The organism is Saccharopolyspora endophytica (genome assembly GCF_018070075.1).
GTDB classification, from domain to species: domain Bacteria; phylum Actinomycetota; class Actinomycetes; order Mycobacteriales; family Pseudonocardiaceae; genus Saccharopolyspora; species Saccharopolyspora endophytica.
Window position 1 is genome coordinate 205,566 of the sequence record NZ_JAGPXE010000006.1, and the last position, 26,544, is coordinate 232,109.

Annotated in this window: 25 protein-coding genes; 12 read left to right on the forward strand and 13 right to left on the reverse strand. The window is 69.3% G+C overall.

Annotated elements, in window-relative coordinates; all coding sequences use genetic code 11:
• The first annotated feature begins 17 nt into the window (after positions 1–17).
• The 4 genes from KBO27_RS34290 (at position 18) to KBO27_RS16395 (ending at position 2,971) form a co-directional block, all read left to right on the forward strand.
• Positions 18–140: a hypothetical protein gene (locus KBO27_RS34290; RefSeq protein WP_281420792.1), complete on the forward strand. Its 123-nt coding sequence runs from the start codon at positions 18–20 to the stop codon at positions 138–140.
• Between the two features lie 86 nt (positions 141–226).
• Positions 227–970 carry a GntR family transcriptional regulator gene (locus tag KBO27_RS16385; RefSeq protein WP_210970857.1) on the forward strand — a complete coding sequence of 248 codons (744 nt, stop codon included), beginning with the start codon at positions 227–229 and terminating at the stop codon, positions 968–970.
• Between the two features lie 73 nt (positions 971–1,043).
• The gene (locus KBO27_RS16390) at positions 1,044–2,024 is read left to right on the forward strand and encodes a nucleoside hydrolase (RefSeq protein WP_210970858.1); all 981 of its coding nucleotides are present in this window, start codon (positions 1,044–1,046) and stop codon (positions 2,022–2,024) included.
• 32 nt (positions 2,025–2,056) lie between these two features.
• Positions 2,057–2,971 carry a ribokinase gene (locus KBO27_RS16395; RefSeq protein WP_210970859.1) on the forward strand — a complete coding sequence of 305 codons (915 nt, stop codon included), beginning with the start codon at positions 2,057–2,059 and terminating at the stop codon, positions 2,969–2,971.
• Positions 2,972–3,078: 107 nt separating this feature from the next.
• Here KBO27_RS16395 and KBO27_RS16400 read toward each other — a convergent pair whose 3' ends face one another.
• Positions 3,079–3,768, reverse strand: coding sequence for a TetR/AcrR family transcriptional regulator (locus KBO27_RS16400; protein WP_210970860.1), 690 nt, complete (start codon positions 3,766–3,768; stop codon positions 3,079–3,081).
• Positions 3,769–3,891: 123 nt separating this feature from the next.
• Between KBO27_RS16400 and KBO27_RS16405 the strand changes: the two genes are divergently transcribed.
• Complete coding sequence (locus KBO27_RS16405) at positions 3,892–5,109, forward strand: oxygenase MpaB family protein (protein WP_210970861.1); 1,218 nt, start codon at positions 3,892–3,894, stop codon at positions 5,107–5,109.
• A 33-nt stretch (positions 5,110–5,142) separates the two neighbouring features.
• Positions 5,143–6,372, forward strand: coding sequence for an oxygenase MpaB family protein (locus tag KBO27_RS16410; protein ID WP_210970862.1), 1,230 nt, complete (start codon positions 5,143–5,145; stop codon positions 6,370–6,372).
• A 36-nt stretch (positions 6,373–6,408) separates the two neighbouring features.
• Here KBO27_RS16410 and KBO27_RS16415 read toward each other — a convergent pair whose 3' ends face one another.
• The gene (locus tag KBO27_RS16415; protein ID WP_210970863.1) at positions 6,409–6,654 is read right to left on the reverse strand and encodes a hypothetical protein; all 246 of its coding nucleotides are present in this window, start codon (positions 6,652–6,654) and stop codon (positions 6,409–6,411) included.
• 207 nt (positions 6,655–6,861) lie between these two features.
• Here KBO27_RS16415 and KBO27_RS34295 point away from each other — a divergent pair, with 207 nt between their 5' ends.
• Complete coding sequence (locus KBO27_RS34295; RefSeq protein ID WP_281420793.1) at positions 6,862–6,987, forward strand: hypothetical protein; 126 nt, start codon at positions 6,862–6,864, stop codon at positions 6,985–6,987.
• Between the two features lie 32 nt (positions 6,988–7,019).
• Here KBO27_RS34295 and KBO27_RS16420 read toward each other — a convergent pair whose 3' ends face one another.
• Together KBO27_RS16420 and KBO27_RS16425 are read right to left on the reverse strand one after the other, a co-directional pair.
• A complete protein-coding gene (locus KBO27_RS16420; protein WP_210970864.1) occupies positions 7,020–7,268 on the reverse strand; it encodes a hypothetical protein in 249 nt (82 codons plus the stop codon).
• 136 nt (positions 7,269–7,404) lie between these two features.
• Positions 7,405–7,908: a DUF309 domain-containing protein gene (locus KBO27_RS16425; protein WP_210970865.1), complete on the reverse strand. Its 504-nt coding sequence runs from the start codon at positions 7,906–7,908 to the stop codon at positions 7,405–7,407.
• A 79-nt stretch (positions 7,909–7,987) separates the two neighbouring features.
• Here KBO27_RS16425 and KBO27_RS16430 point away from each other — a divergent pair, with 79 nt between their 5' ends.
• Positions 7,988–8,380, forward strand: coding sequence for a hypothetical protein (locus KBO27_RS16430; protein ID WP_210970866.1), 393 nt, complete (start codon positions 7,988–7,990; stop codon positions 8,378–8,380).
• A 548-nt stretch (positions 8,381–8,928) separates the two neighbouring features.
• Here the strand turns inward: KBO27_RS16430 and KBO27_RS16435 are convergent.
• A complete protein-coding gene (locus KBO27_RS16435) occupies positions 8,929–10,410 on the reverse strand; it encodes a MalY/PatB family protein (protein ID WP_307870444.1) in 1,482 nt (493 codons plus the stop codon).
• Here KBO27_RS16435 and KBO27_RS16440 point away from each other — a divergent pair.
• The gene (locus KBO27_RS16440; RefSeq protein WP_307870457.1) at positions 10,315–10,746 is read left to right on the forward strand and encodes an Lrp/AsnC family transcriptional regulator; all 432 of its coding nucleotides are present in this window, start codon (positions 10,315–10,317) and stop codon (positions 10,744–10,746) included. The two genes, KBO27_RS16435 and KBO27_RS16440, sit on opposite strands and share 96 nt — an antisense overlap.
• Before the next feature lie 107 nt (positions 10,747–10,853).
• Here the strand turns inward: KBO27_RS16440 and KBO27_RS16445 are convergent, their stop codons facing one another.
• The 4 genes from KBO27_RS16445 to KBO27_RS16460 form a co-directional block, all read right to left on the reverse strand.
• Positions 10,854–12,407 carry an AMP-binding protein gene (locus KBO27_RS16445; RefSeq protein ID WP_210970869.1) on the reverse strand — a complete coding sequence of 518 codons (1,554 nt, stop codon included), beginning with the start codon at positions 12,405–12,407 and terminating at the stop codon, positions 10,854–10,856.
• A gap of 200 nt (positions 12,408–12,607) precedes the next feature.
• Positions 12,608–12,976 carry a hypothetical protein gene (locus KBO27_RS16450; protein ID WP_210970870.1) on the reverse strand — a complete coding sequence of 123 codons (369 nt, stop codon included), beginning with the start codon at positions 12,974–12,976 and terminating at the stop codon, positions 12,608–12,610.
• Complete coding sequence (locus tag KBO27_RS16455; RefSeq protein WP_210970871.1) at positions 12,973–13,749, reverse strand: alpha/beta fold hydrolase; 777 nt, start codon at positions 13,747–13,749, stop codon at positions 12,973–12,975. Before KBO27_RS16455 ends, KBO27_RS16450 begins: the two co-directional genes overlap by 4 nt.
• On the reverse strand, positions 13,742–14,419 hold the full coding sequence (locus tag KBO27_RS16460) for a DUF998 domain-containing protein (RefSeq protein ID WP_210970872.1): 678 nt from the start codon (positions 14,417–14,419) through the stop codon (positions 13,742–13,744). Before KBO27_RS16460 ends, KBO27_RS16455 begins: the two co-directional genes overlap by 8 nt.
• A gap of 70 nt (positions 14,420–14,489) precedes the next feature.
• Here KBO27_RS16460 and lysX point away from each other — a divergent pair, with 70 nt between their 5' ends.
• On the forward strand, positions 14,490–17,855 hold the full coding sequence (gene lysX, locus KBO27_RS16465) for a bifunctional lysylphosphatidylglycerol synthetase/lysine--tRNA ligase LysX (RefSeq protein ID WP_210970873.1): 3,366 nt from the start codon (positions 14,490–14,492) through the stop codon (positions 17,853–17,855).
• Positions 17,856–18,099: 244 nt separating this feature from the next.
• Here lysX and KBO27_RS16470 read toward each other — a convergent pair whose 3' ends face one another.
• Positions 18,100–19,017, reverse strand: a complete 918-nt coding sequence (locus tag KBO27_RS16470) for a glycoside hydrolase family protein (RefSeq protein ID WP_246537433.1) — start codon at positions 19,015–19,017, stop codon at positions 18,100–18,102.
• A 333-nt stretch (positions 19,018–19,350) separates the two neighbouring features.
• Between KBO27_RS16470 and KBO27_RS16475 the strand changes: the two genes are divergently transcribed.
• Both KBO27_RS16475 and KBO27_RS16480 read left to right on the forward strand, forming a co-directional pair.
• A complete protein-coding gene (locus KBO27_RS16475; RefSeq protein ID WP_210970874.1) occupies positions 19,351–20,181 on the forward strand; it encodes an SAM-dependent methyltransferase in 831 nt (276 codons plus the stop codon).
• A gap of 189 nt (positions 20,182–20,370) precedes the next feature.
• On the forward strand, positions 20,371–21,726 hold the full coding sequence (locus KBO27_RS16480; protein ID WP_210970875.1) for a M14 family zinc carboxypeptidase: 1,356 nt from the start codon (positions 20,371–20,373) through the stop codon (positions 21,724–21,726).
• A 156-nt stretch (positions 21,727–21,882) separates the two neighbouring features.
• Here the strand turns inward: KBO27_RS16480 and KBO27_RS16485 are convergent, their stop codons facing one another.
• The 3 genes from KBO27_RS16485 to KBO27_RS16495 form a co-directional block, all read right to left on the reverse strand.
• Positions 21,883–23,013, reverse strand: a complete 1,131-nt coding sequence (locus tag KBO27_RS16485) for a pyridoxal-phosphate-dependent aminotransferase family protein (protein ID WP_210970876.1) — start codon at positions 23,011–23,013, stop codon at positions 21,883–21,885.
• Between the two features lie 212 nt (positions 23,014–23,225).
• Entirely contained in the window at positions 23,226–25,118 is a 1,893-nt protein-coding gene (locus tag KBO27_RS16490) for a helix-turn-helix domain-containing protein (protein ID WP_210970877.1), read from the reverse strand.
• A 71-nt stretch (positions 25,119–25,189) separates the two neighbouring features.
• Positions 25,190–26,521 carry an MFS transporter gene (locus KBO27_RS16495; protein WP_210970878.1) on the reverse strand — a complete coding sequence of 444 codons (1,332 nt, stop codon included), beginning with the start codon at positions 26,519–26,521 and terminating at the stop codon, positions 25,190–25,192.
• Positions 26,522–26,544 lie beyond the last annotated feature (23 nt).

Consider the following 26,544-nt stretch of genomic DNA (forward strand, 5'->3'; position numbering starts at 1 on the left):
GAGGGGTGGGCAGCGGCGTGGTGGACGTTCTGGTGCTGCGCACCGACATGTCGACGAGCTTGTCTGACATGTTCGAGGTGTTGGCGGAAGGGTTTACCGGCTTTGTCCCTGCGCCGTCAAGAGTTGTTTCCGCAGTTTGATCTGATCAACTGGGCCGCTCGTCGGGTTTGACGAGCGGGCCTTGCTCTTCTAACTTGTCTGACATCAACCCAACAGGGGGTGCGACGTGGCGGCCAGACGACCGCAGCGGCGACCGGTCGTGGAGCTCTACGAGCGGATCGTCGAAGCAATCCGGCAGGGGACCTACCCACCCGGCTCGACGCTGCCGTCCGAGCCCGACCTCGCCGCTGATCTCGGAGTGAGCCGACCGGCGCTGCGCGAAGCGCTCCTGCTGCTGCAGGAGGACGGCGTGATCACCGTGCGGCGCGGGGTGGGGCGGACCGTCAACGACCGCCCGGCCAGGCGCGGTTTCGAGCGGCTGCAACCGATCGAGAGCCTGTTCGGCGCGGACGCGGCCAAGATCCGGCCGCTGGCGCGCGTGCTGGAGGGACCGACCGATCTGGTCATGCAGCACCTGCCGGTCCCGGCCAGCTGCGAGGTCTGGTTCTGGGAGAGCGTCGTCGACATCGACGCCGTGCCCAGCGGTCTGGTCGAGGAGTGGAGCGTGCACGACGAAGCGCTGGCCGCCGTCGACCCGGGTCTTCCGGCGGCGCTGGCCGAAGCCGAGGCGCAGCCCAGCACGATGCTGCACGTGGTCTCGGCGCTCGACCCCTACCTGCCGTTGAGCGGGTCGAGCGCGGTCAGCGCGACGGTCCTCGGCCGGCGACGGGCCGAGGTCCTGGATCGCTCCCCGGACACCCCGGTCGTGCTGATCACCCAGGTCGTCTCCGTCGAACGCACGCCGCTGATCGCGGCGAAGTACGTGTTGCCCAGCGGTGCACCGAGCATCCCGGTGCGCCAATCCCGATGAGCGAGTCCCGGTTCCACCGCGATCGCGCGCGGAACGCGATGCAGGACCCCGAAAGCAGAAAGGCACGCAACCGATGGCGCCCAAGCGAACACTGATCGTCGACTGCGACACCGGCATCGACGACGCCCTCGCGCTGCTCTACCTGCTCGGGGACCCGGGAGTGGAGATCAGCGCGATCACCACGGTCTTCGGCAACACCGACGCCGGTACGGCGGCGCTCAACACGCTGCGGGTGCTCGAACTGGCGGGCCGCCCGGACATCCCGGTCGCCGTGGGAGCGCTGAGCAACTGGTGCGGCGAAGCGCATCTCGCGCCGTACGTCCACGGCGACGACGGTCTGGGCAACACGAACCTGCCCGCCCCGACCACGGCGCCGAGCGACGAACCCGCCGCGGAGCTCATCGTGCGGCTCGCCCGCGAGAACCCCGGCGCCACGCACCTGCTCGCCCTCGGCCCGCTGACGAACCTCGCCACCGCTCTGCTGCTCGAACCGGAACTGCCCGACCTGGTCGAGCACGTGACGATCATGGGCGGCGCGGTGCGGCACCCGGGCAATGCCACCCCGGCGTCGGAGGCCAACATCCACAACGATCCCGAAGCGGCTCGGATCGTGCTGCGGGCGGGATGGCCGGTGACCATGGTCCCGCTGGACGCCACCATGGGCGAGGTCCTCACCGAGCAGCACCAGCGGCGGCTCGACGAATGCGGTTCGCCGGTGGCGTCTTTCACCTCGTCCATCCTGGACCAGTACTTCGACTTCTACGAGCGCGACATCTTCGGCGAGCGGCGAGCGGCCTGCCACGACCCGTTGGCGGCGGCGATCGCGGCCGGTGACGTCGTGCCGGTGCTGGCTCCGGTGGTGCCCACCGACGTGGACACCGGGGACGGTCCCGGGCGCGGCGCGACCGTCGCCGACGTCCGCGGTCAGTACCGGAACTTCCCGACGCAGGAGGGCGCGAACGTGCGCGTGGTCCTCGAAACCGACCGCACGTTCCCGGAAGTGCTGATCGACCGGCTCTGCGGCGCGCCCGAACCCACGCGGCGGGTCGCGTGAGCGCGCGCAGGGGAGAGGCGGGAGGAAGAACGATGTCGCGCGAACTGGACGTCGTCGTGGTCGGGTCCCTGAACGTCGACCTCACCGCGGGAGTGCGGCGTCACCCGCAGCCCGGGGAAACGGTGCGGGCGAACGCGTTGACCACCAGCGCCGGGGGCAAGGGGGCGAACCAGGCCGTGGCCGCCGCGCGGCTGGGCGCCCGGACCGCCCTGGTGGGCCGGGTCGGCGCCGACGCGCACGGGGAGGACCTGCTGTCCGCCCTGCGCGCCGACGGCGTCGAGACGGCGCACACCCTCCGCGACGAGTCGGCGGCCACCGGCACCGCGCTGATCACCGTGGCCGCCACCGGGGAGAACAGCATCGTCGTGGCCGCGGCGGCCAACGACCGGTTGTCCCCGGGCGACATCGCCGCGGCCCGGTCGCTGATCGCCTCCGCCCGCGTCGTCTCGGTGGTTCTGGAGGTCCCGGTGGAAACCGTGTGCGCGGCGGCGCGCGCGGCGCGAGAAGCCGGGGCGCGCCTGTCGCTGAACCTGTCGCCGGTGGTCGACCTGCCCGGGGACGTGCTCGCCGCCGCCGACCCGCTGATCGTCAACGAGCACGAGGCGCGAGAAGTCCTGCGAAGCCACGGCTCCCACGTCCCCGACGACGAAGTCGCCTACGCGGAAGCGCTCCGGCAGGTCGGCGCGCGATCGGCCGTGGTCACCTTGGGCGCGCGCGGTGCGGCGGTCGCCGAACCCGGTCACGCCGAGCACGTCCCGTCAATCCCGGCCGACGCGGTCGACACCACCGGAGCCGGCGACGCCTTCGCCGCGACCGTGGCCTGGCGCATCGGGCGAGGCGATTCGCTGCCCGCAGCGGTCCGTTGGGCCACCCGCGTCGGCGCTCGCAGCGTGCAGCACCCGGGTGCGCAGCCGTCCTACCCCAAGCTCGAGCAGATGCTCAGCTGACCGGGACGTCGCGCTGGATCTCGCTGGTGCCGCCGTAGGCGGCCGAGACCACGGTGCAGTCCGAGCGCCGACATCATGGTGGGTGACGTCTGCTGCAGGCACGACCTTCATCGCGAACGGTGGTCTGCGGGTTCCAGCATGGGGACGAGGAATCGGCGCGCGAGGGCGCGCACCTGCAGGTCGTCGTCGAGGTCGATGTGACTGCTCGGGGTGACCAGGAACGATGTCGAGATGCGGACCATCATCTCGGCGACGACCTCGACGTCGACTTCCACGGCGATGGTTCCCGCGCGTTGTTCTCTGCCGAGTCGTCCGGCGACGAACCGGCTGACGGTGGTCATGGTCCTGCCGCCGTCGCTGATCATCGACGGCACGACGATCTCGGGTTCGGTGTCCATGAGGCCGCCGATGAGGGGGTTGTTCCGGATGGCTCGCAGCGAGCCGGCGAAGCCGATCTCGACTCGCTCGGCGACGGTCTCGGCGCCTCGGATGTCGAGCAGGAATCGGTCGAAGTAGCGGCGGAACTCGCGGCGGATCACCTGTTGGACCAGGGAGTCCTTGGTGCTGAACCGGCGGTAGACGGTGATCCGGGAGACCCCGGCTCGTTTGGCGACGTCCTCCATCGTCGATCGTCGGATGCCGATCCGGCGGAACTGCTCGTGCGCGGCTTCCAGCACGCGCTCGGTGGTCTCGTCGGTGGTCTCCGAACGGTCGATGGCCTCGGCGAACGCGCGCTCCAGCAACGACTCCCCGTCGTCGGTCCCAGGAGTGATCAGGCTGGACAGGATGGGGTCCACGAAGTCCTTCTTTCGACCGAGGTCTGGTGTTTCGGATCACGCTGTGTTCTCCTCTGATACAGAGAAGCACGATGCGTATCAGCATGCCAACCACGGTTCGGGAACTCGAGGAGGAGTTCGGCCATGGAAGAGCACAACAGGCGAAACGCGTTGAAGATCGGCGGAGTTCTGGGCGCGCTAGGGGCGCTGAGCGCAGCGGGTTCCGCGCATGCGCGTCCTCTGTGGACGTGGTCGCCGGGCGGGTCGGTCGCAGGTACCGGTGCGGGTGTCGACCCGAGGTGGGTGTGGGATCCCGAGGCGGACGACCTGGTCGCCTCGCTGCTCGACCGAGGTGAGGTGCCGCGGGTCAACGAACTGCTGCGGACGTGGACAACCAACAGCCAGCCACTGCCGGACGGATTGCCCTCCGACCTGCGGGATTTCCTGGAACAGGCACGCGCGCTGCCGTCATGGGCGGACCAGGCCAAGCTCGATCAAGCCTACGACTTCACCGAGCGGAGGGGTTTGTACCTCGGGCTCCTGTACGGGATGGCCAGCGGCATGATGAGCACCGTCATCCCGAAGGAGGCGCGCGCGGTCTACCACTCCTACGGCGGCGCGAACATGAAGGACCGCATCTCCAAGACCGCCAAGCTCGGCTACGACATCGGCACCCGCAACGCCTACCGCCCCGACGGCGAGATGATCGTGACCTGCGTGAAAACCCGCCTGGTGCACGCAGGCGTGCGCCACCTGCTGCCGCAGTCGCCGCACTGGAACCGGGTCGCGCCCGAGGACGTTCCGATCAGCCAGGCCGACATCATGGTCACCTGGCACAGCCTCGCCACCACCGTGCGGCAGAACCTCGTCGAGTGGCAGGTGCCGATCCCGCCGGTGGACTCCGAGGCCTACCTGCACTCCTGGCAGGTCACGGCGCACATGCTCGGAGTCGACGACGAGTACATCCCGGCCTCGTGGGACGAGGCCGACGCCCAGGCGAAGCAGGTGCTGGACCCCGTTCTGGAACCGACGCCAGAGGGCAACAACCTCGCCCAGATCCTCATGAACATCGGGCCGGACAACGGCGCGTTCAGCGAACCGCTGATCGGTGCGTTCACCCGCTACGTCCTCGGGGACCGCATCGCGGACTGGCTGCTGATCCCGCGTGAGCCCGTCTACGACCCGATGCTGCGGACGTTCTGGCCGCCGTTCATCGCCGCCCGCGAACTGGGCGTCCACTTCCCCGGAGCCCCCGAGACGTACTGGATGTTCGACGAGTTCCTTCGTCAGGCGGTCCTGCTCTACCTCTCCGAAGGCGAGCGGATCAGCATCGAGATCCCCCAGGGCAACCGACCGTCCTGAACGAGGACGACGGTTCGAGGAGGAGCGTGCAGCATGGCGGAGTTGAGCAGACGCGCGGCGTTGCTGACCGGCGGTGCGGCGGCGCTGGGAGCGCTGGTGGCGGCGTCCCCGGCGCAGGCGCGGGCGCTGGTCGGGTGGAACTGGTCGCCGAGCGATTCGGTGGCGGGGTCGGGAGCCGGGGTGGATCCGCACTGGGTGTGGGACGCCGACGGCGATCCGCTGCTGGCGTCGCTGTTCGAGCGCGGCCTGATCCCGAGGATCAACGAGCTGCTGTGGAACTGGGAGCGCAACGACCAGGCGCTGCCCGACGGCTTGCCCGCGGATCTGCGCGGCTTCCTGGAACACGCCCGTCAGCTGCCGGCGTGGGCCGATCGCGAGAAGCTCGAAGCCGCAGCCGAGTTCAACAAGGCGCGCGGGATCTACCTCAACCTGTGCAACGGGCCCGGCGGCGGCATCCTCGCGACCGCCATCCCCAAGGAAGCGCGCGCCGTCTACCACTCGGCCGGCGGTGCCGACATGGAGGACCGGGTCGCCAAGACGAGCCGGTTCGGGTTCTCCGTCGGGGCGCTCGACGCCTACCGACCTGAGGGCACGTGCGTCGTCGAGTGCGTCAAGACGCGGCTGGTGCACGCGGCCGTGCGGCATCTGCTGCCGCAGTCGCCGCACTGGCGGAACGGCGCCGCTGAGGACATCCCCATCAGCCAGGAGGACATGCTGGTCACCTGGCACACGCTGCCGACCTTCGCGATGCGCACGATGCGCGAGTGGGAGGTCGCGATCACCGATGACGAGGCCGAGGCCTACCTGCACGTCTGGCAGGTGACCGCGCACGTGCTCGGCATCTCCGACGAGTACATCCCCGCCACCTGGGCCGCGGCCCACGCCCAGTCCGACCAGGTCCTGGCCCGCAACATGGGGCCGACACCGGAAGGCGTCACGCTCACCGACATCCTGCTCGGCCAGCTGGCCGAGCAGACCAGCCCGGGCAGCGTGAGCCGCCCGATGTGCAACGCCCTCGCCCGCTACCTGGTCGGCGACCGGGCCGCCGACTGGAACGGCCTCCCGCGCGAACCCGTGTGGGACCGGGTGATTCCGGAAGCCTGGCCCGCCGTGGTCGAGTTCCGCGAGGGACTCATCACCGCGCCCCTGGTGCCCGAAGCCGCTTGGGCGCTCGACGAAGCCGCCCGCCAGTACCTCTACCTCTACCTCACCAAGTGGCAGGAGACGAAGATCGTCATCCCCACCGGGAACCGACCTGAGTGACTCAGGAGCCACGTGAGCGGGGTGGTGGGGCGATCTCTACGGGAACGAGTTGATCTCCGCGCAGCCGCGCGCGGTCGCGACGAACTCATCCACGAACATCTGGTGGACTTGGCGCGCTCGTTGCTGCGTGAGGCAGCGCCGGGCCGGCTCGGGGACTTCGGTGCACGGCGCGGCGATGGTCGTCTCGTACTCCTCTTCGCCGGTCACCGGGTCGACCCCGATCCGCGCTGTGGTGAACACCCAGGTCTGATCGCCGATGGTGACCTCGGTCCGCTGCAACATGACCACGGACCCTACGACCCGGGGCCCCGGCTACGCAGGGTCCAAATCCCCCCGAGTGCTGCCCTCCGGTCGGGGGAGAATTTCCCTTGCCGATCGCGGGACTTTTGGCACATGCGGACATCGCATCCAGCCGGTTCACTACGGAGGACACCCCGGCCACTGCGGTTGGGGCCTCACCGACGACTGAGGAGTAAGGGGGACGCTGCAATGACCACATCCCGGCACGGCGCAGAAGCCAGGACCGCGATCGACTGGACCACGCTCAGCATCGGGCTCGTCATGCTGCTGGTCCTCGGCACGGTCGCGCTGTCCTCGTTGGTCGGCGGCGTCTAGCCGCCCGCGTTCGATCCTGCGGGCGCGGACGGCTACGGGTCGTGGATCTGGGGCGTCAAGTCGATCCAGTCGTCGTCGTACACAGGGCACCGCGTCTTCAACCAGACCACGTTGCGGCGTGCTTCCTCTTCGGTGTCGAACCCGATGAACGCCTGCCGCTCGCCGAAGACCAGGTAGGTCAGGAGCCACTTCGGCGGAATCAGTTCGAGGATGATCTCGTACGGTGGGATGGGAAGCCAGTCGGAGTGCCCAGCTTGCCACCGCCCGATGATCTCGGTCATCCATTCCCCTTAGCCGCGGGTTGCCCCATGCAGTATCCGTCGCGCGGCCCGAGTTCGATCGGGCATTTCGGCCCGTGGGAACCCGGAAAATCCACAGCAGCCGGGATTCGATCATGGACAGGGCGCAGTGGGAGGCCTAGGGAGATTCGGGCGACTCGGCCGATGCGCGCAGCTTCGGGGTCAATCGCTGGTGGTCGAGGGCGGCCAGACCGGCCTGGTCGATGGTCTCGGCGGTCTCGGCGGCGAAGTCGACCAGCTCCGCCACTGCGATGGAGTGCGGAGGCCCCTGGCTGTAGGGCCTGATGTGCTCGGCCGCCCGGCGCAGCAGAGCGGTGGCTCCGGTGGCGTTGCCGCGGTGCAGGTGGGTCAGGCCGACGGCGAGTTGGGCCAGTCCCTTCCACAGGGCGCGCTGCGCTTCGGGCGCTGTTTTCCACGCCCCTTCGAGGACTTCGTGGGCGTGGAACGGGCGTCCGTCGTCGAGGAGCTGTTGGGCCTGCTCCAGGCTCTCCTGCGGGGTGAGCACGAGATCTTCATCGATGCGCTCGACGCCCGGAGCGCCGTGCGGTAGCGGGCAGCCGAGCCCATCGCGCGGACGGGCGTTGCGGGCCCGCCCCTGTTCATCCCGGTCGCGTTGAGTCATACCCCGAGTGTCCCCGGTCTCCGGGTCTCATCTCAGGGGCCGGGACGAGACTGCCGGACACCTGCTAGACATGGTGTCCATGCGCAACCCGTGGACCGTGCACATCTCGGACGCGTTGCAGGTCCGGCTGGACCGCTACCGCGACGACCGTCCTGGCCGAACCACGACGACGGTGGTGTTCGAGGCCATCGGGCACCTGCGCGCGGATCTCCCGGAGCTGGTGCGCGCAGCGCGCGCCCGTCCGGCGTCGCCGTGGGCCAAACCGCGGTGGCAGCAGCGCTACCTCGGTTCCGGGCCGGTGCAGATCCGCCTCCGCCCCGGGGTCGCCGAAGCCGACGTGCTGGCCCAGGTCTCCGCCGAACTGGGCGGTCTGCCACCCGCGACATGGATCCCACCGCTGCTCAACGCCTACCTGCCCGGCCGCAAGGAACCCGACAACATGCCCTGGCTGATCCGGGAAACCGGCCCCTAGCAGGTCCTGGGATGGGTGACAGCCGTGCGATTGCGCAGGTGAGTGCACAGGTCGAGTGCGCGGCGGTGAGTGGCGAAAAAGGCCGGTTGCTCCTCATGTGAATTGCTCGAGACTGTCGGTAATTATCCCCTGTTCGAGGCTGGGGTTGTGGAGGACGTTGGGTGGTGTCAGCCTCGCGCATCGCGCCACCCAGAACGGTCCGATCATGCACTCGTCTCAGATCGCACAGCAGCCCGCGCGTCTTTCGGCGCCTCACGTGTACCGCAACGCGTGCACCGGGACCTGGATATGCGACGTGGAAGGCACTCGCGCTCGGCCTGGGCCGGACAGCGCTCGGACCGTGTGCCGGAGTCACGCAGAGGCGGTGCTCGTGGCGTTGAGCATCGGTTCCACGCGGTGACCCGTCTGGCGGTTCGCGCAGGGATGCGCTCGACGTGGACTTCGGCCCTGCGGGTGGAGATGACGAAGCCTTCTGGTTCGGTGAATCCCGTGACGTCGACGTAGTTGTGGTCGCTTCGGCTGAGGACGTGATAAAACGGCAACCCGGTTCACGTTTCCGCGACAGCGGTGAGGAGGCGTTGGATGGCTTCGTCGACCGTCGAGCGGGGACAGCCGAGGTTCACCCGCATGTAGCCGTGTCCGTCGATCCCGAACTTCTGGCCCTTGTCGAGCCAGAGGCGGGCCGTGGTGAGCATGAAGTCGTTGAGGGTTTCGGCGTCCATTCCCATGTGCCGGCAGTCCATCCACGCCAGGTACAGGGAGTCGGCGGGGAGCACGCGCACTTTCGCGGTGGCGTCGTTGACGGAGTTGGCGAAATGCCGGTGGTTGCCGCGCAGGTAGGTGAGCAGTTCTTCCAGCCAGGGCTCACCGTGTGCGTAGGCGGCCTCGGCTGCGACCATTCCGAGGATGTTGACGATCGGGAACATGTTGCGGTCGTACTGACGCAGCAGTTCCTCGCGAAGTCCCCGGTGGGGAACGAAGACGTTCGCGCTTTGCAATCCGGGCAGGTTGAAGGTTTTGCTCGGGGCTGTGCAGGTGATGCTGTTGCGCGCGAATTCGTCTGAGAGCGAGGCGAACGGAACGTGCTTCTTCGACGGGTTCATGATCAGGTCTTGGTGGATCTCGTCGGAGACGACGAGGATTCCGCGTCGGATGCAGATCTCACCCATCGTCGTGAGCTCGTCCTCGGTCCAGACGTTCCCGGTCGGGTTGTGGGGGTGACTGAGGATGAACAGCTTGGTGTTGGGCCGGATCGCGGATTCGAAGGTGCGTGCGTCGAACCGATAGCCGTTCTCGGTGCGTTGCAGCGGGGCGAGGGCGAGGTGGCGGCCGTTGAGCAGGATGTCGTCGTGGAAGTGCCCGTAGACCGGTGGTTGGATGAGGATTGAATCGCCCGGCGCGGAGAACGCCTGCACTGCGGTCTTCAACGTGGTGATGATGCCCGGGGTCTGCAGGATCCATTCCTTGGGCACGTCCCAGCCGAATCGCCTGTGCTGCCAGTTGCTCACGGCCTCGACGTAGCTGTCGGTCGCGCCTCCCGGGTAGCCGAAGACGCCGTGATCCACGGCTTCGTGGAGTGCGTCGATCACGACCTGCGGGGCTTTGAAATCGGTGTCGGCGACCCACATCGGGAGCGGGTCGGCGGCGGCCTGCTCGGGCGTCAGCAGATCGTTCGCGCAGGCCCACTTCATGGAGTTGGATCTCTTGCGATCGACGGCTTGATCGAAGATCGAGTTCGGAACTCCACCCGAGGAGTTCGATGCCGCCTCGACCTGGTGATCAATCTCGATTGCCATGCGCCCAGCATAGGACGTTCGCCCGGCAAGTTGTTCGCTTCTCTTGCTGCGAATACGCGCTAGGTGGCAACATTTCCAGCTATGGATGCCGTCGATCGCGAAATTCTTGCCCTCCTGCAGCGGGACGGGCGCATCACGCTGACCGAGCTCGCCGAGCAGGTCCGGCTCAGCGTCTCGCGCTGCCAGCGGCGCGTCCGTGAGTTGGAGCGCACTGGTGTCATCGCCGGTTACCACGCCTCGGTCGACGCGGCATCGCTGGGATACGGGTTCGAGGTCTTGGCGTTCGCGACGCTCAGCCGACCGGATGCGGTCGCCGAATTCGACGCCGCGCTCGCCGAAGTTCCTCAGGTCATCGAAGCGCAGCGGCTCTTCGGCGAACCGGACTACCTGATCCGGCTGGTCGCTCCGGATCTCGACTACTACCAGCGGCTGTACGAGAACGTGCTCGTCCGGCTCCCCGGGTTGCAGGGCCTGAGCTCCACGATCGTGATGAAGCACGCGGTCCGGGCCCGGCCTTTGCCGGATCGGCCTCCGCACGCACTGCCGACGGAGCTCGGTGCGGAGAGCTGACCGGCCGCGATCTGGTGGCCGTTGTGCCGGGCTGGCCCATCGTCTCGCGCAGGCGAGGGCCGTAGGGCGCAACCGGGTCCCAGCGGCCGCGTGCTGAACAGGTCCGACTAGTGGACCTGGCGGGTGTGGCCCTCCCAGAAGGGTTCGCGCAGCTTGAACTTCTGCAGCTTGCCGGTGGCGGTGCGGGGGAGTTCGGTGCGGAACGCCACCGAGGTGGGTGCCTTGTAGCGGGCGATCCGGTCCTTGCACCACCTGATCAGCTCGGCTTCCATCTCGGGCGTGCCCTCGGACTCGGGAGCGAGCACCACGAGCGCCTTGATCGTCTCGCCCCACTTCTCGCTGGGCACGCCGATCACGCACACCTCCGCGACTGCGGGATGGGAGAACAGGGTGTCCTCGACCTCGATCGAGGAGACGTTCTCGCCGCCGGTGATGATGACGTCCTTCTTGCGGTCCGCGATCGTGAGGTAGCCGTCATCGGTGAGGTAACCGCCGTCGCCGGTGTGGAACCAGCCACCGTCGAGCGTCTTCTCGGTCTCCTCCGGCTGCTCCCAGTAGCCTTCCAGCACCACGTTGGAGCGTGCCAGCACCTCGCCGGCCCCCTCCTCGGACCGGTCGATGCTCAGCCGGACGCCGAGCGCCGGTGCGCCGGCTCGGGTGAGCTTCTGCGCGCGCTCCTCCGGGTCGAGGTCGTCCCACTCGGCCCGCGTGCGGTTGACCGTCAGCAGCGGTGAGGTCTCGGTGAGGCCGTAGATCTGGATGAACTCCCAGCCGAGCTCCTCCTGCACGCGCACGACCGTCCTCGTCGGCGGGGGTGCCCCGGCCATGATGATCCGCACCCGGTCCCGGCCGGGAATCTCGCCCTCCCAGTCCTGGGCGGCGTCCAGCACCGCTGCCGCGACCGCGGGAGCAGCGCACATCACCGTGACGCCGTGGTCGCGGACCCGGCGCAGGATCTCGGCTCCGTCGATCTTGCGCAGGATGATGTGCTGCCCACCGACCCCGGTCATGGCGAACGGCATGCCCCAGCCGTTGGCGTGGAACTGCGGGAGCGTGTGGAGGTAGACGTCGCGGTCGCTGATCTGGGTGTGCAGCCCGAAGGTGAGCGCGTTGACCCAGATGTTCCGGTGGGTGATCTGCACGCCCTTGGGTCGCGCCGTCGTGCCGGAGGTGTAGTTGATCGTGGCGGTCGCCGACTCGTCCGGCTCCCACGGCTGGGGTTCGGATCCCGGCGGCGCGTAGAGCGCTTCGTCGTCGCCGAGCACGAACTTGTGCTCGCAGCTGACCTCCGCCAGCGCCTCCTCGAGCTCCGGATCGATGTAGAGCACCCGTGCGCCGGAGTGCTCGACGATGTACTGCACTTCGTCCGGCTGCAGCCGGAAGTTCACCGGGACGAGCACCCGCCCCCATCCGCTGACCCCGAAGAACGAGGTGAGCAGCCGCGCACTGTTGTGGCTCACGATCGCCACCCGGTCGCCGACACCGATGCCGAGCTGGTCGAGTTTCGCGGCCTGACGACGCGCCAGCTCCCCCAACTGCGCGTACGTCAGCTCACCCTGGCTCACCGCCGGCTGCGCCGGCTCGTCGACGACGCCTACCCGGTCGCCGTAGACCTGCACCGCACGGTCGATGAAGTCGCTGACGCTGAACGGGACGAACATCGCTGGATCATCTCCTCGGGGACGTGGGCTCGGCGCAGCGGCTAGCGGAGTGGGTCGGTGCTCGAGCTCTCGGTCACGAGGACAACTACCACGGCGTGCGGCCTGATGCCCAGAGCGCAGCGACGGTTCTGCGATGCGAGCCCGTCCTGCCGGCAGTCGGCTCTGGCTCTGTTCGGCGGAGTGATCGACCGCGGCGGACGTCATCGGCAGCCGGTACCCAGGCAGTTGACGTGCAGGAACATCCTGCCGTCGAGCCGGAGGGCGTAGTCCTCGCGTTGGGCCGGGGTGCCCGCTGCGGTGACCACGCCGTGCACGGTCACCGCGGCGTCGTCCGGCGTCGAAGCCGTGCACTCGACGGTGAAGTCGGAGCCGAGGTGGGCGTTCTCGGCGCCGGTGCTGCGGCACGCCGGGCGATCTCGCAGCAGAACGCCGTGCTTCGCCAGCTCGACCCGAGCGCCCAGGGAGACGGCGTTGCGGTACCCGGCGGCCGAGATCGCCTTCGCCGGGTCTGCGCAGCCGCTGACCACCAGGGCGACCACTGCCAGTGCCAGCGCCAGTCCCGTCCTCATCTCCTGCTTTCCGTCGCGGCCTCGATGGTCTTGACGACCACGTCCGGACATTCCCACGCGACCTGGTGCCGGCTGTGGGGCAGCAGGCGGTGGCGACCTCCCAGGAGCCGTGCCAGGCGGGTGTGGCACCTCGTCCACCGCACGGCCGCGTTCGCGCGCATCCCCCCGACGGCGGTGAGGATCCAGACGGGTACGGGGGGAAACGTCGTGCGCTGCCGGAGCACGGCCAGGTCTCGCAGCATCGGCTCGAAGGCGAGGTACTCCTGCCACGCCGCGGTGATCGCGGCCGGTGAGCGGAAGCGGGCACGTCCGGCCGCTCGCACCGCCGGTGGCAGCGGTCGGGACGTCTGCGCACGCGCACCGGCCGTCCAGATGGCTGGTCCGAAGGGTGCGATGCAGGGGGCCGCGCGGCGGCCCAGCACCTCTGCGGCCTGCAGCGACCACTCCGGCTGCGGCGAAGCGCTGCCGCAACTGGGGTCCAGCAGCACGAGCGCGCGCAGCGAGCTCGGATGCCGCCGACCCATCGCCTCGGCGTGCAGCGCCGAGACCGAATGCGCGACCACCACCGCACCGCCGTGCCGGTCCGCGGCGGCGCCCAGCCGGTCGGCCTCGTCATCCAGGGTGGGCAACCCCGGTCGCGGAGCGCACCCGTCGAGGCCGGGGCGTTCCAGCCGATGCACGCGAAGCGCCGACAACGGGGTCAGGACCGGTTCCCAGTCGTAGGCGGCACCGGCCATTCCGGAGGTCAGCAGCACCGAGGGCGATTCAGGCATCGACACCACCCGCGGATGGAGTTCGACGGGCGTGGCCGACGGCCAACGCGATCAGCCACGTCGCGATGAGGCCGAGCTGCGCTCGTTGGGTCACCCCGGCTCCCACGCCCAACCACAGCGCTCCCAGCGTTGCCACCGTCGCCAGCCCGGTCAGCGAGCACCACGCCCAGCCCCAGCGTGCGCGCGGCCCGATACCGGCCGTGGCCAGCCCGCCCATGGCCACGAGCACGCCCAGCGCCGCAACGGAGCTGGTCATCTCGTGCACCGCGTGGGTGGCGGGGAGCGCTCCCACGAGCTCTCGCACCGCGCATCCCGAGTCGACGTAGCTCGCGCACGTCATCGGGGTCAGCGCTCCGTCCAGCCCGGTGGCGACGCCGAAGACCAGCAGACCGCTCCACCCCACGACCCCGCCGCCGTGGGACCGGATCCCGGCCAGGGCGGCTGCGGCGGCCAGCAACCCGGCGAGCCCGTCACCGATGCGGAAGAGCCCGCTACCAGGTTGGTCGCGGGCGGCGAATTCGCTGACGTAGCCGTTGAGCGCGTCCAGATCCGGATTGATCCACGGCCCCAGCAGCCACAGGCTGTAGAGGACAGCGGCGCCCGCGCAGCATCCTGCAACCGCACGTACCTCCCACCGGGCCGCAACCCGGGCATCGGAGTCGGCCGGCATGAACTGTCCTAGGGTCGTGAGGTCAGCAGCGATCGTCCACTGCATGCCAGCTTAAGCGGAGGAGGTACGGATGGGTCGGGCAGCATCGGTGGGCCGGTCGACGAGCGAGTGGGGGCCTGCGACCGAGCCGGACTGGACGGCTCGAGTCCCGCGGATCGTTGCCGGAACGCTCGTGTGCATCGCCGTCCTGTGCGCCCTGGCCGCCGTCGGAGCGGCGTTCCGGAGCGGGATGCAGCCGGTGCGGGAGTTCATCGACCTGGTGCTGTTCCCGGCTCCTGCCAACCTCGGCTACGCGGCCTTCCTGCTGGTGCTCGCAGGGGCGTTGGGACGTCGCAAGCGCATCGCCTACCGGATCCTGCTGCTGGTGCTGGCCTTGCAGCTGCTCCTGTCGGGGCTGGTGCTGCTGATCGTCCTCGCGGTCCCGTGGGAGCCGGGTCTCGTCGAGCAGGTGCTGCCGAGCGGTGTGCGGTGGTCGCTGGGTGCGAACGTGCTGCTCACCACGGCCGCGATGGTGGTTCTGGGGTTGGCCTCGCGGCAGTTCTACGGACGGGTGCAGCGCGCCAGCGTGCCCAAGGCGCTGGTGACCTTCGCCGGACTCGCCGCGGTGTTCATCGTGCTGGGGTACGGACTGGTCACGGTGTTCTCCGGCTCCTTGCACGATTCCGCTGACCAGTTCAGCTGGACGGTCGAACGAGTCCTGGGAGGAGCGGTGCCCCTGGACATCACCCGGGCCGGGGAAGCTCCGGGCTGGGTGAACCTCGTGCTCGGCACGTTCGGGATGGCCACGCTGTTCGCCGCGCTGGCGGTGCTCTTCCGATCCCAGCGCACCGCCTCGGTCCTGCCTGCTGCCGACGAGCGCCGGGTGAGGGCGTTGCTGGCCGATCACGGCGAGGTCGACTCGCTGGGGTACTTCGCCACGCGGCGGGACAAAGCGGTGCTCTTCTCCGACAGCGGCAAGGGCGCCATCAGCTATCGCGTGGTCGCAGGCGTCTGCTTGGCCAGCGGTGACCCGCTCGGTGACCCCGAAGCGTGGGGACCGGCGATCGAGCGATGGCTGGGGATGTGCCGGGACTACGCCTGGCGGCCGGCCGTGATCGGCGCCGGCGAGCGCGGCGCCCGCGCCTACGCGCGGGCCGGCTTGAAGATCCTTCGGCTGGGTGACGAAGCGGTTCTGGACCTGTCCACCTTCAACCTCGAAGGCCGCGAGATGCGGCCGGTGCGCCAGGCGGTGAACCGGTTGCACCGCGACGGATACCGGACGCGGATCCGCAGGCAGGAGGAGATCTCGGCGGAGGAGATGGCCGAGGTCGCCCGCCGCGCTGGGCAGTGGCGGGGAGGCGACACCGAACGCGGTTTCTCGATGGCGCTGGGCCGGTGGGGCGACCCGGCCGATGGCGGATGCGTGCTGGTCGAAGCCGTGAACGCCGACGGTGAGGTGTGCGCGATGCTGTCCTTCGTGCCGTGGGGACGCACCGGCCTGTCGTTGGAAGCCATGCGCCGAGCGCCCGAGAGCGACAACGGGCTGGTGGAGTTGATGATCAGCTCCCTGGCGCGTTCGGGAGGGCATGCGCGGGGCGCGACGCCTGCGGGCCTCCAGCGGCTCTCGCTGAACTTCGCGGTCTTCCGAGAGGCGTTCGAGGGCGGCGCCCGGTTGGGCGCAGGCCCGGTGCTGCGGACCTGGCGCGGGATCCTGCTGTTCTTCTCGCGTTGGTGGCAGTTGGAGTCGTTGTACCGCTCGAACGCCAAGTACCAGCCCGACTGGGTGCCTCGGTTCATCGGTTTCGGCGATCGGCGCGATCTGGCCCGAGTCGGGTTCGCCTCGGCGGTGGCCGAGGGGTTCGTGCCCCTGCTTGGTTCGAGTGGCACCGCCACCCCTGCCGCGGCCGCACCCGGTGAGGACCGGATGCCGGTGACCGAGCCGCACGAGCACGAGCCCGGTCGCCGATCGGTTCCCGAGCAGATGCGGGTTCGCCTGGACAGGGTCGACAAGATCCGGGCAGCCGGGGGCGACCCGTACCCGGCGCAGGTCCCGCGCACCGATTCCTGCGCGGAGATCGTCGAACGGCATGCCGGAACCGAACCGGTTACCCGCACCGGCGAACGCACCGCGGTCACCGGCCGAGTCGTGCTGATGCGTGACCACGGGCGGTTGTGCTTCGCCACCTTGCGCGATTGGTCCGGGTACCTGCAGGTCATGTTCACCACCTCCGATACCGGTGCAGCTCGGTGGCGAGCGTGGAAGAACGAGGTCGACATCGGCGACCAGGTCTCGGTGCAGGGGGAGGTCATCACCACGCGTCACGGCGAGACCACGGTGTTGGCCGATGAGTGGACCTTGGCCTCCAAGTGCCTGCGTCCCCTGCCGGACAAGCACGCCGGTCTCACCGACCCGGAGACCCGATCCCGAGCGCGCTCGGTGGACCTCATCGTCGGTACCGAGGCCCGGGACATGTTGCGGGCCCGCTCGGCCGCCTTGCAGGCGTTGCGCTCGACGCTGACCGGCCACCGGTTCCTGGAAGTCGAGACGCCGATCCTCCAACCCGTGCACGGTGGTGCCTCGGCGCAGCCGTTCCGGACTCACATCAACGCCTACGACATGCCGCTGTACCTGCGCATCGCCCCGGAGCTCTACCTGAAGCGGCTGTGCGTGGGCGGGGTGGAACGGGTCTTCGAACTCGGACGAACGTTCCGCAACGAGGGCGTCTCGGCCCGGCACAACCCGGAATTCACGATGCTGGAGGCGTATCAGGCCCACGCCGATTACGCGGTGATGCGGCAGCTGTGCGAAGAGCTCGTGCAGGCCGCGGCCACTGCCGTGCACGGAGCGCCGGTCGCTCGGCGGCAGGGCACCGGCGATCGTGCCGAGGAGATCGACCTGTCCGGGAGCTGGCCGGTGATCACCGTGCACGAGGCGTTGTCCTCGGCGCTGGGGGAGGAGATCACCCCGGAGACCCCGTCGGAACAGTTGCGGTCGTTGTGCGAGCGGACGCAGGTCTCCTTCGATCCGGACTGGCCCCGTGGCGCGTTCGTGGTCGAGCTCTACGAGCGCTTGGTCGAGCGCCGCACGACGCGACCGACGTTCTACACCGATTTTCCGGTCGATGTCTCTCCGCTGACCCGCCCGCACCGCCACGACCCGAGGCTGGCCGAACGCTGGGACCTGGTCGCTTTCGGCGTGGAGATCGGAACCGCCTACTCCGAACTCGTCGATCCGATCGAGCAGCGCCGCCGTTTGACCGAGCAGTCGCTGCAGGCGGCCGGTGGTGATCCGGAGGCGATGGAGCTGGACGAGGACTTCCTGCGCTCGCTGGAATTCGCCATGCCGCCCACCGGCGGACTCGGACTGGGCGTGGACCGCCTGCTGATGTTGCTCACCGGCCGCCCGATCCGGGACACGTTGCCGTTCCCCCTGACCCGCCCCGCAGGCCGCACCTGACACGCGGCCGGACGAAGCCTCCAGCGGCGGTGCGGCTGAAGGGAAGCTACGCACATCGACGGCCTGTTCGCCGAGTACATGCCTGCGCCGCAGGAGATCTGGTTGAGGCTGCCCGAGGGAGTCCCGGTCGGGCTCGTGCCGGCCCACCTGTCGCGGCGGATGGGCGCGGCTCACGTCGTGGTCGTCGAACCGAACCCGTTCCGCCGGGCGCGTTGGATGCTCGGGAGGGTGCGTCGTCGGGCATCTACGGAGACGCTGGGGCCCCGGGCCAGTGGAGCGGTGCGAGGTGCAGTCCTCCTCGGCCCCAGCCCGCGCTGGTGACCGAGGTGGTGCCGTCGGGTTCGGTGATGACCTCGGCGGCGTGGGCGTTGATGTGGCCCGCGGGATTGTCCACCGCGAACCGGAACGGGTTCGCGCTGCGGTACACCCGGGTGTCCTCGTACCCGGGATCACAGCAGACGAACAGGTACCAGCCCTCCGGGCGCCGCACCACGAACGGGGACTCGGTGGGTCCGCCGACGGTGCCCGATCGCGGGTGCTCGAAGGCGACGTGCTTGTCGCTCCAGTGCACGAGGTCGCGGCTGAGCCGGTAGGCCACCTGGTGATTTCCGCCCTCGGGCGTGCTTGTCGCGGTGTAGTACATGGCCCAGAGCCCGCCGACCCTGGTGACCATGGGGTCCCTGGCGTCGAATCCGTCGGTGAACAGCGGGTTGGCGTCGCTGCGGACCCAGTTCCACAGGTCGGTGGACGTCGCGAGGTGCATGCGGTAGGCGGCGTGATCAGGCGTGCCCGCGGCGTAGAACAGGTGGTACAGGCCGTCGGCGAAGACCACGTGAGGTGCCCAGATGTGGCTCTCACCGGCGGCCGGTGCGGCGGTGAGCGCGAACGGCTGCTTCGTCCAGGGACCACGGGGTGAGGGAGCGGTGGCGTGACCGAACTGCTTCTCGTCGAGCGGATCAGCCGGCTCGGGATGGGTGATGGCGTAGACGTGCCACAACCCGGTGTCCACGTCTCGGATCATCGTGTGGTCGTTGTAGTACCACTGCTCGTCCTCGCCGACCGAAGGGTCGTAGACGCGGACGAACTCCCCGGCCGACACCGGATCGGACGCCGACGCCACCCCGGATGCCGTCATCTGGACCGCGGCCAGCAATGCGATCATCGAGCGCAGCATCATCGCCCCCGTCCCGACGAGCCCGTGTCCTCCCGGTATACCGACCCAGCGGCTCCACCGACAGCGGGGGAACGGGTGAACGTGTCGACAGGGTCGCCGCGATCCTGCCCCGCCACATCGACGTCGTCCGCGACCTGCTCTTCACCCCGCTGTCCAAGAACGACGGCCCGCGAGAAAGGCACACCTGAACCGCACTGCCACTTCCGGGTGCCCCGACCGGAGCTGAGCTCTGGTCGCGGAGGCCGGAAACCCGTGGGGTAGCAGGCCGCCCGTCACGCTGCGTGGGTGATCGTTCGCTCTTGGTTCGGATACGGTGATGCCATGAACGACGGGGCCAGGGAAGTCGAGTTGGCGGCGGAGGTTTCGCACGCGGACCTCACCAGGCCGAACATCGCGCGCATGTACGACTACATCCTCGGCGGGTCCGCCAACTTCGAGGTCGACCGCGCGGCGGCCGATCAAGCGCTCGAACTCGTACCGACAGAACGGGACTACAGCTACACCAACCGCTCCTTCCTCGGCCGCGCGGTGCGCTACCTCGTGACGGAGGCCGGTATCGACCAGTTCCTCGACCTGGGATCCGGGGTTCCCACCGTCGGCAACGTGCACGAGATCGCCCGGGCGCACTGCCCGCAGGCGAAGGTGGCCTACGTCGATTGGGAAGCGATCGCCTGCCACCACGCTCGTCACCTCCTCGGCGAGGATCCGCAGGTCTCGGTCACCGAGCTCGACGTCTGCGACGCCGACGAGGTGCTGCGATCCCCGGGCGTGGCGGGGTTGTTGGACTTCTCCGAACCGGTCGCGGTCCTGGCGTTCGGGATTCTCGACCTCCTGCCCAGCCCCGACGGGGCAGCGCTGGTCAAGCGCTACCGCGACGCGTGCGTTCCGGGCAGCGCGCTGGCCGTGTCCAACAACGCGCAGATGTCGCGCACCGACGACGAGGTGGCCGCGCTGCGTTCCCTGCTGGCGGGAACATCGACCCCGAACCTGCACATCCGCACAGCCGACGAGGTCGCAGAACTGTTCCCGGGGTACGCGTTGGTCGACCCGGGAGTGGTGCCCGCAGCCCACTGGCGTCCGGACGCCCCGGTCAGTGACGAAGAAGCAGCCCGGGGCAACGTGCTCGGCGGCGTCGGCATCCTCCGCGGCTGACCACCGCGAATCGAGGCCGTACCTCGATCGACCTCGTCGAGCCGGTTGTGCGGTGCGGAACTCGGTACCAGCGGCGAGGCCCTCGACCCGATAGCCGATCGGTGGATCCGGTTAGTGTCGTCCTCGAACGACCGCAGGCTCGCGCGCGGGAGAACACGGCGGGTGGGCCCCTCGGGGAAAGGAAGTGGCGTGTTCGAGCGCATCGGGGAGTTCGTCGACGCAGTACCCGAGTTCGACCGGTTCGCGGGGGTCGACGAGCTGGTGGCGGCGATGCGGGAGATCGCGCGAGAACACCCGGAGCTGGCGGAGATGCGCCGCATCGGCACGTCGCGCGACGGGGAACCGCTGTGGTCCCTGACCATCCACGGCGGTGAGGAGCAGGTGCTGGTCGTCGGAGGGGTGCATCCCAACGAGCCGATCGGAGGGGTGTCGGCGCTGCACCTGGCTCGAAGCCTCGTCGAGGACGACGGCCTGCGCCTGGAGTGGGGCTGCACCTGGCACATCGTCACCTGCATCGACCCGGACGGAACGCGGTTGAACGAGCCGTGGTTCGAGCCCCCGCTGACCATGGCGAAGTACGGGCGCTCGTTCTACCGGCCGGCCACCGACGAGCAGGTCGAGTGGTCGTTCCCCTTCGCCCACAAGAAAACCGAGTTCGACCGCGTGATGCCCGAGACCGAAGCGCTGAGGGAGCTCATCGACGAGACCCGGCCGATCATGCTGTGCTCTCTGCACAACGGCGAGTACGGTGGCGTCTTCTACTACCTCAGCAGCACGAGTCCGCGGCTGAACGAGCAGCTCACGACCCTTCCGAGCCGGTTCGGGCTGCCTCTGCACACCGGGGAGGGCGAGGCGCCGTTCATCGAACGGCTGGCCCCGGCGGTGTTCCGGGCGTTCACCGCGGAGCAGGAGTACGACTACCTCGAAAGCCTCGGTCTCGACCCGACCGAACGCGCCGGCGGTGAGTCGAGCTACGCCTACGCGGAGCGCTACGGCACCGCGTACCTGGCGACCGAGGTGCCGTACTGGGCGAACGCCGATGCCGACGATCACATGCCGCTCGACGTGTCCTATTCGGACCTGCTGAGCGAGCGCGCGGAACTCACCAGTGAGACGTCTCGGGTGCTCACGACCGCGTTCGACGCCGTCCGGTCCGAGCTGCACGTCCGGTCTCCGCACCTGCGCGCGATGGAGTGCTTCCTGCCGTTCCTGCGGACCTCCGCCGAAGCGGACCGGGTTCGCGCCGGCGCGGAGGACAACCGGCGCCCTGCGGTCGTGGCGGAACGCTTCATGGTCACGGCCATGACCCACTCGACGCGGGTGCGGTTCGCGGGCATGCTGCTCTCGGCGCTGAGCGCGGAGATCGCCCGAGGCAACGACGCGGAGGAGCTCCGGGTCGAGCACGCCCGGCTGGCGGAGGTTTTCGACCGCTGGGCGGCGGAGGCCGACGCCGACGTGCCGCCCACCCCGATCCCGATCAGGAAGCTGGTCGGTGTCCAGTGCGGAGCGATCCTGGCCGCGGTCGCGGACCTGGTCGCTCCGTAACGCGTCCGGCTCCTCCGCGCGGGCTGCGGTTGAGCCGGGCAGCCCACACCGCACCACTCCTCGGACGATCCGTCCGTCGAGGCCACCGCCGAGCACGCGGCGGTGGCCTCAACTCCTGCACGTGGATGTGGCAGAAGAGCCCCTGGGCTCGGACGATCAGCGGGTGGCCTTGTCCAGCCCCGTCCGGAGCCGGGCCAGGGTGCCCTCGACGTCGCCGAGCTTGTCGAGTCCGAACAAGCCGATGCGGAAGGTCGAGAAGTCGGCAGGCTCGTCGCAGTGCAGCGGCACTCCGGCAGCGATCTGGACACCGGCCTTCTTGAAGCCGACGCCGCTGCGCAGCTCCGGGTCGTCGGTGTGGACGACCACCACGCTGGGGGCTGCGAACTCGTCGGTGGCGACCGAGGGGAGCCCGTACTCGGCGAGGAGCGTGCGCACGCGGCCGCCGAGGTCGATTTGCGCGGCGCGGAGGTCCTCGAACCCGCGGTCGCGGGTCGCGAGCATGAGCTCCAGGTTGTGCGCGAGGGTGTCGGTCGGCATGGTCGCGTGGTACGGGGTCTGGCCCCGCGTGTAAGCGTCCGCGATCGACAGCCACTTCTTCAGGTCAGCGGAGAAGCTCGTCGACGTGCCGGCCTCGACCGCGGCCCGGCCGGCCTCGCTGAGCATGACGTAGCTGGCGCAGGGGGATCCGCTCCAGCCCTTCTGGGGCGCGCTCAGCAGAACGTCGACGCCGAGGTCGGTCATGTCGACCCAGAGCGCTCCGGAGGCGATGCAGTCCAGGACCAGCAGGCCACCGACCTCGTGGGTGGCCTCGCCGAGGCGGCGGAGGTAGTCGTCCGGCAGCACCATGCCCGCGGCGGTCTCGACGTGCGGCGCGAAGACCACCTCGGGCCGCTGCTCGCGGATGGCGGACACGACCTCATCGATCGGTGCCGGCTGCCACGGGGCCTGATGCGACGCATCGATCGGGCGAGCCCGGCACACCGCGTGCTCCGGCGCGATCGAACCCATGTCGAGGATCTGCGACCAGCGGTAGGAGAAGAGCCCGTTGCGCACCACGAGGCAGCGTCGGCCGGTCGCGAGCTGGCGGGCGACGGCCTCCATGCCGTAGGTGCCACCTCCCGGCACCAGCGCAACGCTGTGCGCTCGGTAGGCCGTGCGCAGGACGTCGACGATGCCCTGCATCACGCCTGCGAAGCGCTGGGACATGTGATTCAGCGAGCGGTCGGTGAACACCACCGAGTACTCGAGCAGGCCACCGGGATCGATATCATCATGAGGCAGTGCCATGCCCGTAGCCTGACACATGCGGAGGAGACGCCTGCGGACAGCATCCCGGGCCGGATCTGCCGAGTCCGCCGGCCGGCTTGCCTCGGACCCCGACGTCCCACCAGCCGCACATGCGCCGTCCCCGCAGTTCAGAGGGCATGCGCGAGGTGAACGCTCCGCGTCTCCGTCCCCGTCATGCTCCCGCCGGGACATGGGCGTGATCGTGTCCGCTTTCAGCCGTGGTCGGCGGGGGCATCATCGATGATCTTGTTGAGGCGCAGCGCGAGTTGGATCTCCAGCGACGTCTCGGGTGCCTGCCAACCGTCGCCGAGGAGCGAGCCGATGCGCTCCAGGCGCTGCGAGACGGTGTTGACGTGGATCCGCAGGCGCTCCTTGGTGCGGTTGAGGTTCATGTGGGAGGCGAAGTAGGCCTCGAGCGTCTCGGTCAGCTCGGTGCCGCGAAGCGCGTCGTAGTCGAGGACGGGCCCGAGAACCGACCGGACGTAGCCGCGGGCGTCGGCTCGTTCGCCGAGCACCATCCCGATGAACCCGAGGTCGCTCATCGCCGCGCCATCGCCGTCGCGACCGAGCGCGATCAGCGCGCGCACGCACTTCCTGGCTTCGGTGTAGGTCTGCGCGAGGGCCTGCGGTCCTGAGGCCGGACCGGCGGCGCCCACGGTCACGCGAGCACCTAGGGAGTCGGTGAGTCCACGGGCGAAGGACTTGGCGGCCTCGCCGGGTTCGGTGTTCGGCAGCAGTGCGACCTGGTCCTCGAGAGCGCCGGCCACTCCTCCGGCGGCCCGGGCGTTCCAGGCGACGGCCGTGGCCAGCCGCTCCCTCGGGACCCCCTCGGCATGGGCCACCAGCACCGAATGCGGGCTCGTGAGTTCGACGCCGAGCCGGCGTGCGCGCGCGACCAGCCCTGCGGGATCTCGTTGCGGGGCGGTGAGCAGGTCGGCGACCAGTTCACCGCCGACCTTGTTCTCGGCTTCGGCGGTGGAACGCTGGAGCAGGAGCAGCAGAGCGGTGACCACACCGGCTCGTTCGAAGACGCGGCGGTCCACGTCGGAGAGCGCAGGGCATTTGGTGAGGACCAGGCTTCCCAGGAGTTCGGGTCCGGCAAGCACGGCGTGCACCCAGTTGTTCTCGTGCGCCACGGCCCGGCCGGCCTTGCGCGAGGCCGCGACCGCTTCGTGCGGCTGCGGCAGGGGACCGGTACCGACACGCGCGAGCTCGTTGCCGTCGGCATCGTGAATGGCCAGGCCACCGGCGAACATGGTCGCAACCGCTGCGGCGACCTCGGAGATGTCCTCCTCGCGGAGCACCAGGTCGGTGAGCCGGTCGTGGGCGTGCTCCGAGTGCTGCATCGCCTCGTTGTGCTTGCGGATCGTCTCGTTGGCCTCGTTGAGCTCGTCGACCGCCTTGCGCGTTTCCTCGATCAACCGGGCCGTGTCGATCGCGATCGCCGCGTGGTCGGCCAGCGAGGCCAGCAGCGCCACCTCATCTCGCGAGAAGTCGTGCGCTGTGCGGAAAGCCGCGAAGAGCACGCCGATGACCTCGTCGTTGAGCGACAGCGGTACGCCCAGGATGGCGACCAGGCCTTCTTCGTCGACGGCGGAGTCGATGGGGGTGGTGTGGTCGAACCGGGAGTCCGCGGCGTAGTCGGCGGTCGCGTACGGGCGGGCTGTTTGGGCGACGAGCCCGCCGAGGCCTTCGCCCATGCCGAGCCGGACCTGCTGGAACTTCGCCGAGATCGATCCGTCGGTCACCCGCATGTAGGTCTCCTCGCGGGTTTCGTCGTTGAGCGACAGGTAGGCGATGTCAGCAGCCAGCAGCATGCGGGCGCGGTGCACGATCGAGCGGAGCACCGCGTTCAGGTCGCGCACCCCGGCCAGGTCGCTGGCGCTGTCGAAGAGCGCCGCCAACTCCGTTTGCCTGCGTTCGTGTTCGGCGACCTTGCGGTGCACCCGGAGCGCGAGCTCGCTGGCCTTCTCGATCTCCTCGAGATCGGCCTCGGACGCTCCGGAGGTGCGGGCGGTGACGGCGACCTGCGCGACCTGCTCGCTCGGCGCGTTGTCGGCGAGCAAGGTCAGCAGGTGCCGCAGCGCCGCTGCTGCCTGATCCATGCGCCCAATTCTCCCCGGTGGGATCGGGGGCACCAGCCGGACGGGGAGCCGGCTGGTGCCCTTGGACGGAGCTAGACCGCTTGGCGGGGTTGCTCGGACACCGAACCGAGCCCGGTTGCCCGGGTCTCGCGAGACACCGCCGTGGCGATCACGGTGAGGGCGGCTCCTGCTGCGACGTAGAGGGCGACCGGAGCTGCGGTGCCGTAACCCTTGAGCAGCGCGGTGGCGATCAGCGGTGCGAGTCCACCGGCGACGACGGAAGCCAGCTGGTACCCGATGGAGGCGCCGGAGTAGCGCACCTGGGTGCCGAAGAGCTCGGAGAAGAACGCGGCCTGCGGACCGTACATCGCGCCGTGCAGGACCAGGCCGACCGTCGTGGCCAGAGTGATCACCAGAGGCGACGCGGTGTCGAGCAGCCCGAAGAACGCGAAGGCCCACGCACCGCTGCCGAGCGCACCCAGGATGATCACCGGACGTCGTCCCCAGCGGTCCGACAGCGCGCCCCACAGCGGGATCGTCGCGAAGTGCACGATCGACCCGATGAGCACGGCGTTGAGCCCCACGGACTTCGGCAGACCCACCGGGCCGGTGAGGTAGACGAGGATGAAGGCGGTGATCACGTAGTAGGTGGTGTTCTCGCCCATGCGCGCACCCATCGAGATCAGAACCTCGCGCCAGTTGTCCCGCAGCACCCGTGCGATCGGGGCGCGCACCACCGCTGAGTTGCGCTTGGCCTGCTCCGCGGCCTCCAGGAACACCGGCGACTCCGTCACCGAGAGCCGGATCCACAGGCCGATCATGACCAGCACACCGGACAGCAGGAACGGGATGCGCCACCCCCAGTCCAGGAACGCCTGGTCGGACTGGACCGCGGCCAGGATGGCCAGAACTCCTGTGGCCAGGAGGTTGCCGCCTGGAGCACCGGCTTGCGGCCACGACGCCCAGAACCCCCTGCGTTGCGGTGATCCGTGTTCGGAGACGATGAGAACCGCACCGCCCCACTCACCTCCGAGCGCGAAGCCCTGCACGAGACGCAAGGTGGTCAACAAGATGGGGGCGGCGATGCCCACGGAGGCGTAGGTGGGCAACAAGCCCATCGCGCAGGTCGCGCCGCCCATCAGGAGCAGGCTGAGCACCAGCAGGCGCTTGCGGCCGACCTTGTCGCCGAAGTGCCCGAAGACCAGGCCGCCCAGCGGCCGGGCGCCGAATCCCGCCGCGTAGGTGCCGAAGGCCAGCAACGTTCCGGTCAGCGGATCGGAGTTCGGGAAGAAGAGCTTGTTGAACACCAGCGCCGCCGCTGAGCCGTACAAGAAGAAGTCGTACCACTCGATCGTGGTGCCGACCAGGCTGGCGCCGATGATCCTGGAAATCGATGTGCGTTCAGGTGGGGGTTGCTGTGTCATGATGCACCGCTTCGTCGTTGGAG

Excerpts from the sequence above, each read along its gene's own strand:
- KBO27_RS16390 (WP_210970858.1), top strand. The coding sequence starts at position 1,044 with ATGGCGCCCAAGCGAACACTGATCGTCGACTGCGACACCGGCATCGAC.
- KBO27_RS16395 (WP_210970859.1), top strand. The coding sequence starts at position 2,057 with ATGTCGCGCGAACTGGACGTCGTCGTGGTCGGGTCCCTGAACGTCGAC.
- KBO27_RS16405 (WP_210970861.1), top strand. The coding sequence starts at position 3,892 with ATGGAAGAGCACAACAGGCGAAACGCGTTGAAGATCGGCGGAGTTCTG.
- KBO27_RS16410 (WP_210970862.1), top strand. The coding sequence starts at position 5,143 with ATGGCGGAGTTGAGCAGACGCGCGGCGTTGCTGACCGGCGGTGCGGCG.
- KBO27_RS16415 (WP_210970863.1), bottom strand. The coding sequence starts at position 6,654 with ATGTTGCAGCGGACCGAGGTCACCATCGGCGATCAGACCTGGGTGTTC.
- KBO27_RS34295 (WP_281420793.1), top strand. The coding sequence starts at position 6,862 with ATGACCACATCCCGGCACGGCGCAGAAGCCAGGACCGCGATCGACTGG.
- KBO27_RS16420 (WP_210970864.1), bottom strand. The coding sequence starts at position 7,268 with ATGACCGAGATCATCGGGCGGTGGCAAGCTGGGCACTCCGACTGGCTT.
- KBO27_RS16425 (WP_210970865.1), bottom strand. The coding sequence starts at position 7,908 with ATGACTCAACGCGACCGGGATGAACAGGGGCGGGCCCGCAACGCCCGT.
- KBO27_RS16430 (WP_210970866.1), top strand. The coding sequence starts at position 7,988 with ATGCGCAACCCGTGGACCGTGCACATCTCGGACGCGTTGCAGGTCCGG.
- KBO27_RS16445 (WP_210970869.1), bottom strand. The coding sequence starts at position 12,407 with ATGTTCGTCCCGTTCAGCGTCAGCGACTTCATCGACCGTGCGGTGCAG.
- KBO27_RS16450 (WP_210970870.1), bottom strand. The coding sequence starts at position 12,976 with ATGAGGACGGGACTGGCGCTGGCACTGGCAGTGGTCGCCCTGGTGGTC.
- KBO27_RS16455 (WP_210970871.1), bottom strand. The coding sequence starts at position 13,749 with ATGCCTGAATCGCCCTCGGTGCTGCTGACCTCCGGAATGGCCGGTGCC.
- KBO27_RS16460 (WP_210970872.1), bottom strand. The coding sequence starts at position 14,419 with ATGCCGGCCGACTCCGATGCCCGGGTTGCGGCCCGGTGGGAGGTACGT.
- lysX (WP_210970873.1), top strand. The coding sequence starts at position 14,490 with ATGGGTCGGGCAGCATCGGTGGGCCGGTCGACGAGCGAGTGGGGGCCT.
- KBO27_RS16470 (WP_246537433.1), bottom strand. The coding sequence starts at position 19,017 with ATGATCGCATTGCTGGCCGCGGTCCAGATGACGGCATCCGGGGTGGCG.
- KBO27_RS16475 (WP_210970874.1), top strand. The coding sequence starts at position 19,351 with ATGAACGACGGGGCCAGGGAAGTCGAGTTGGCGGCGGAGGTTTCGCAC.
- KBO27_RS16485 (WP_210970876.1), bottom strand. The coding sequence starts at position 23,013 with ATGGCACTGCCTCATGATGATATCGATCCCGGTGGCCTGCTCGAGTAC.
- KBO27_RS16490 (WP_210970877.1), bottom strand. The coding sequence starts at position 25,118 with ATGGATCAGGCAGCAGCGGCGCTGCGGCACCTGCTGACCTTGCTCGCC.
- KBO27_RS16495 (WP_210970878.1), bottom strand. The coding sequence starts at position 26,521 with ATGACACAGCAACCCCCACCTGAACGCACATCGATTTCCAGGATCATC.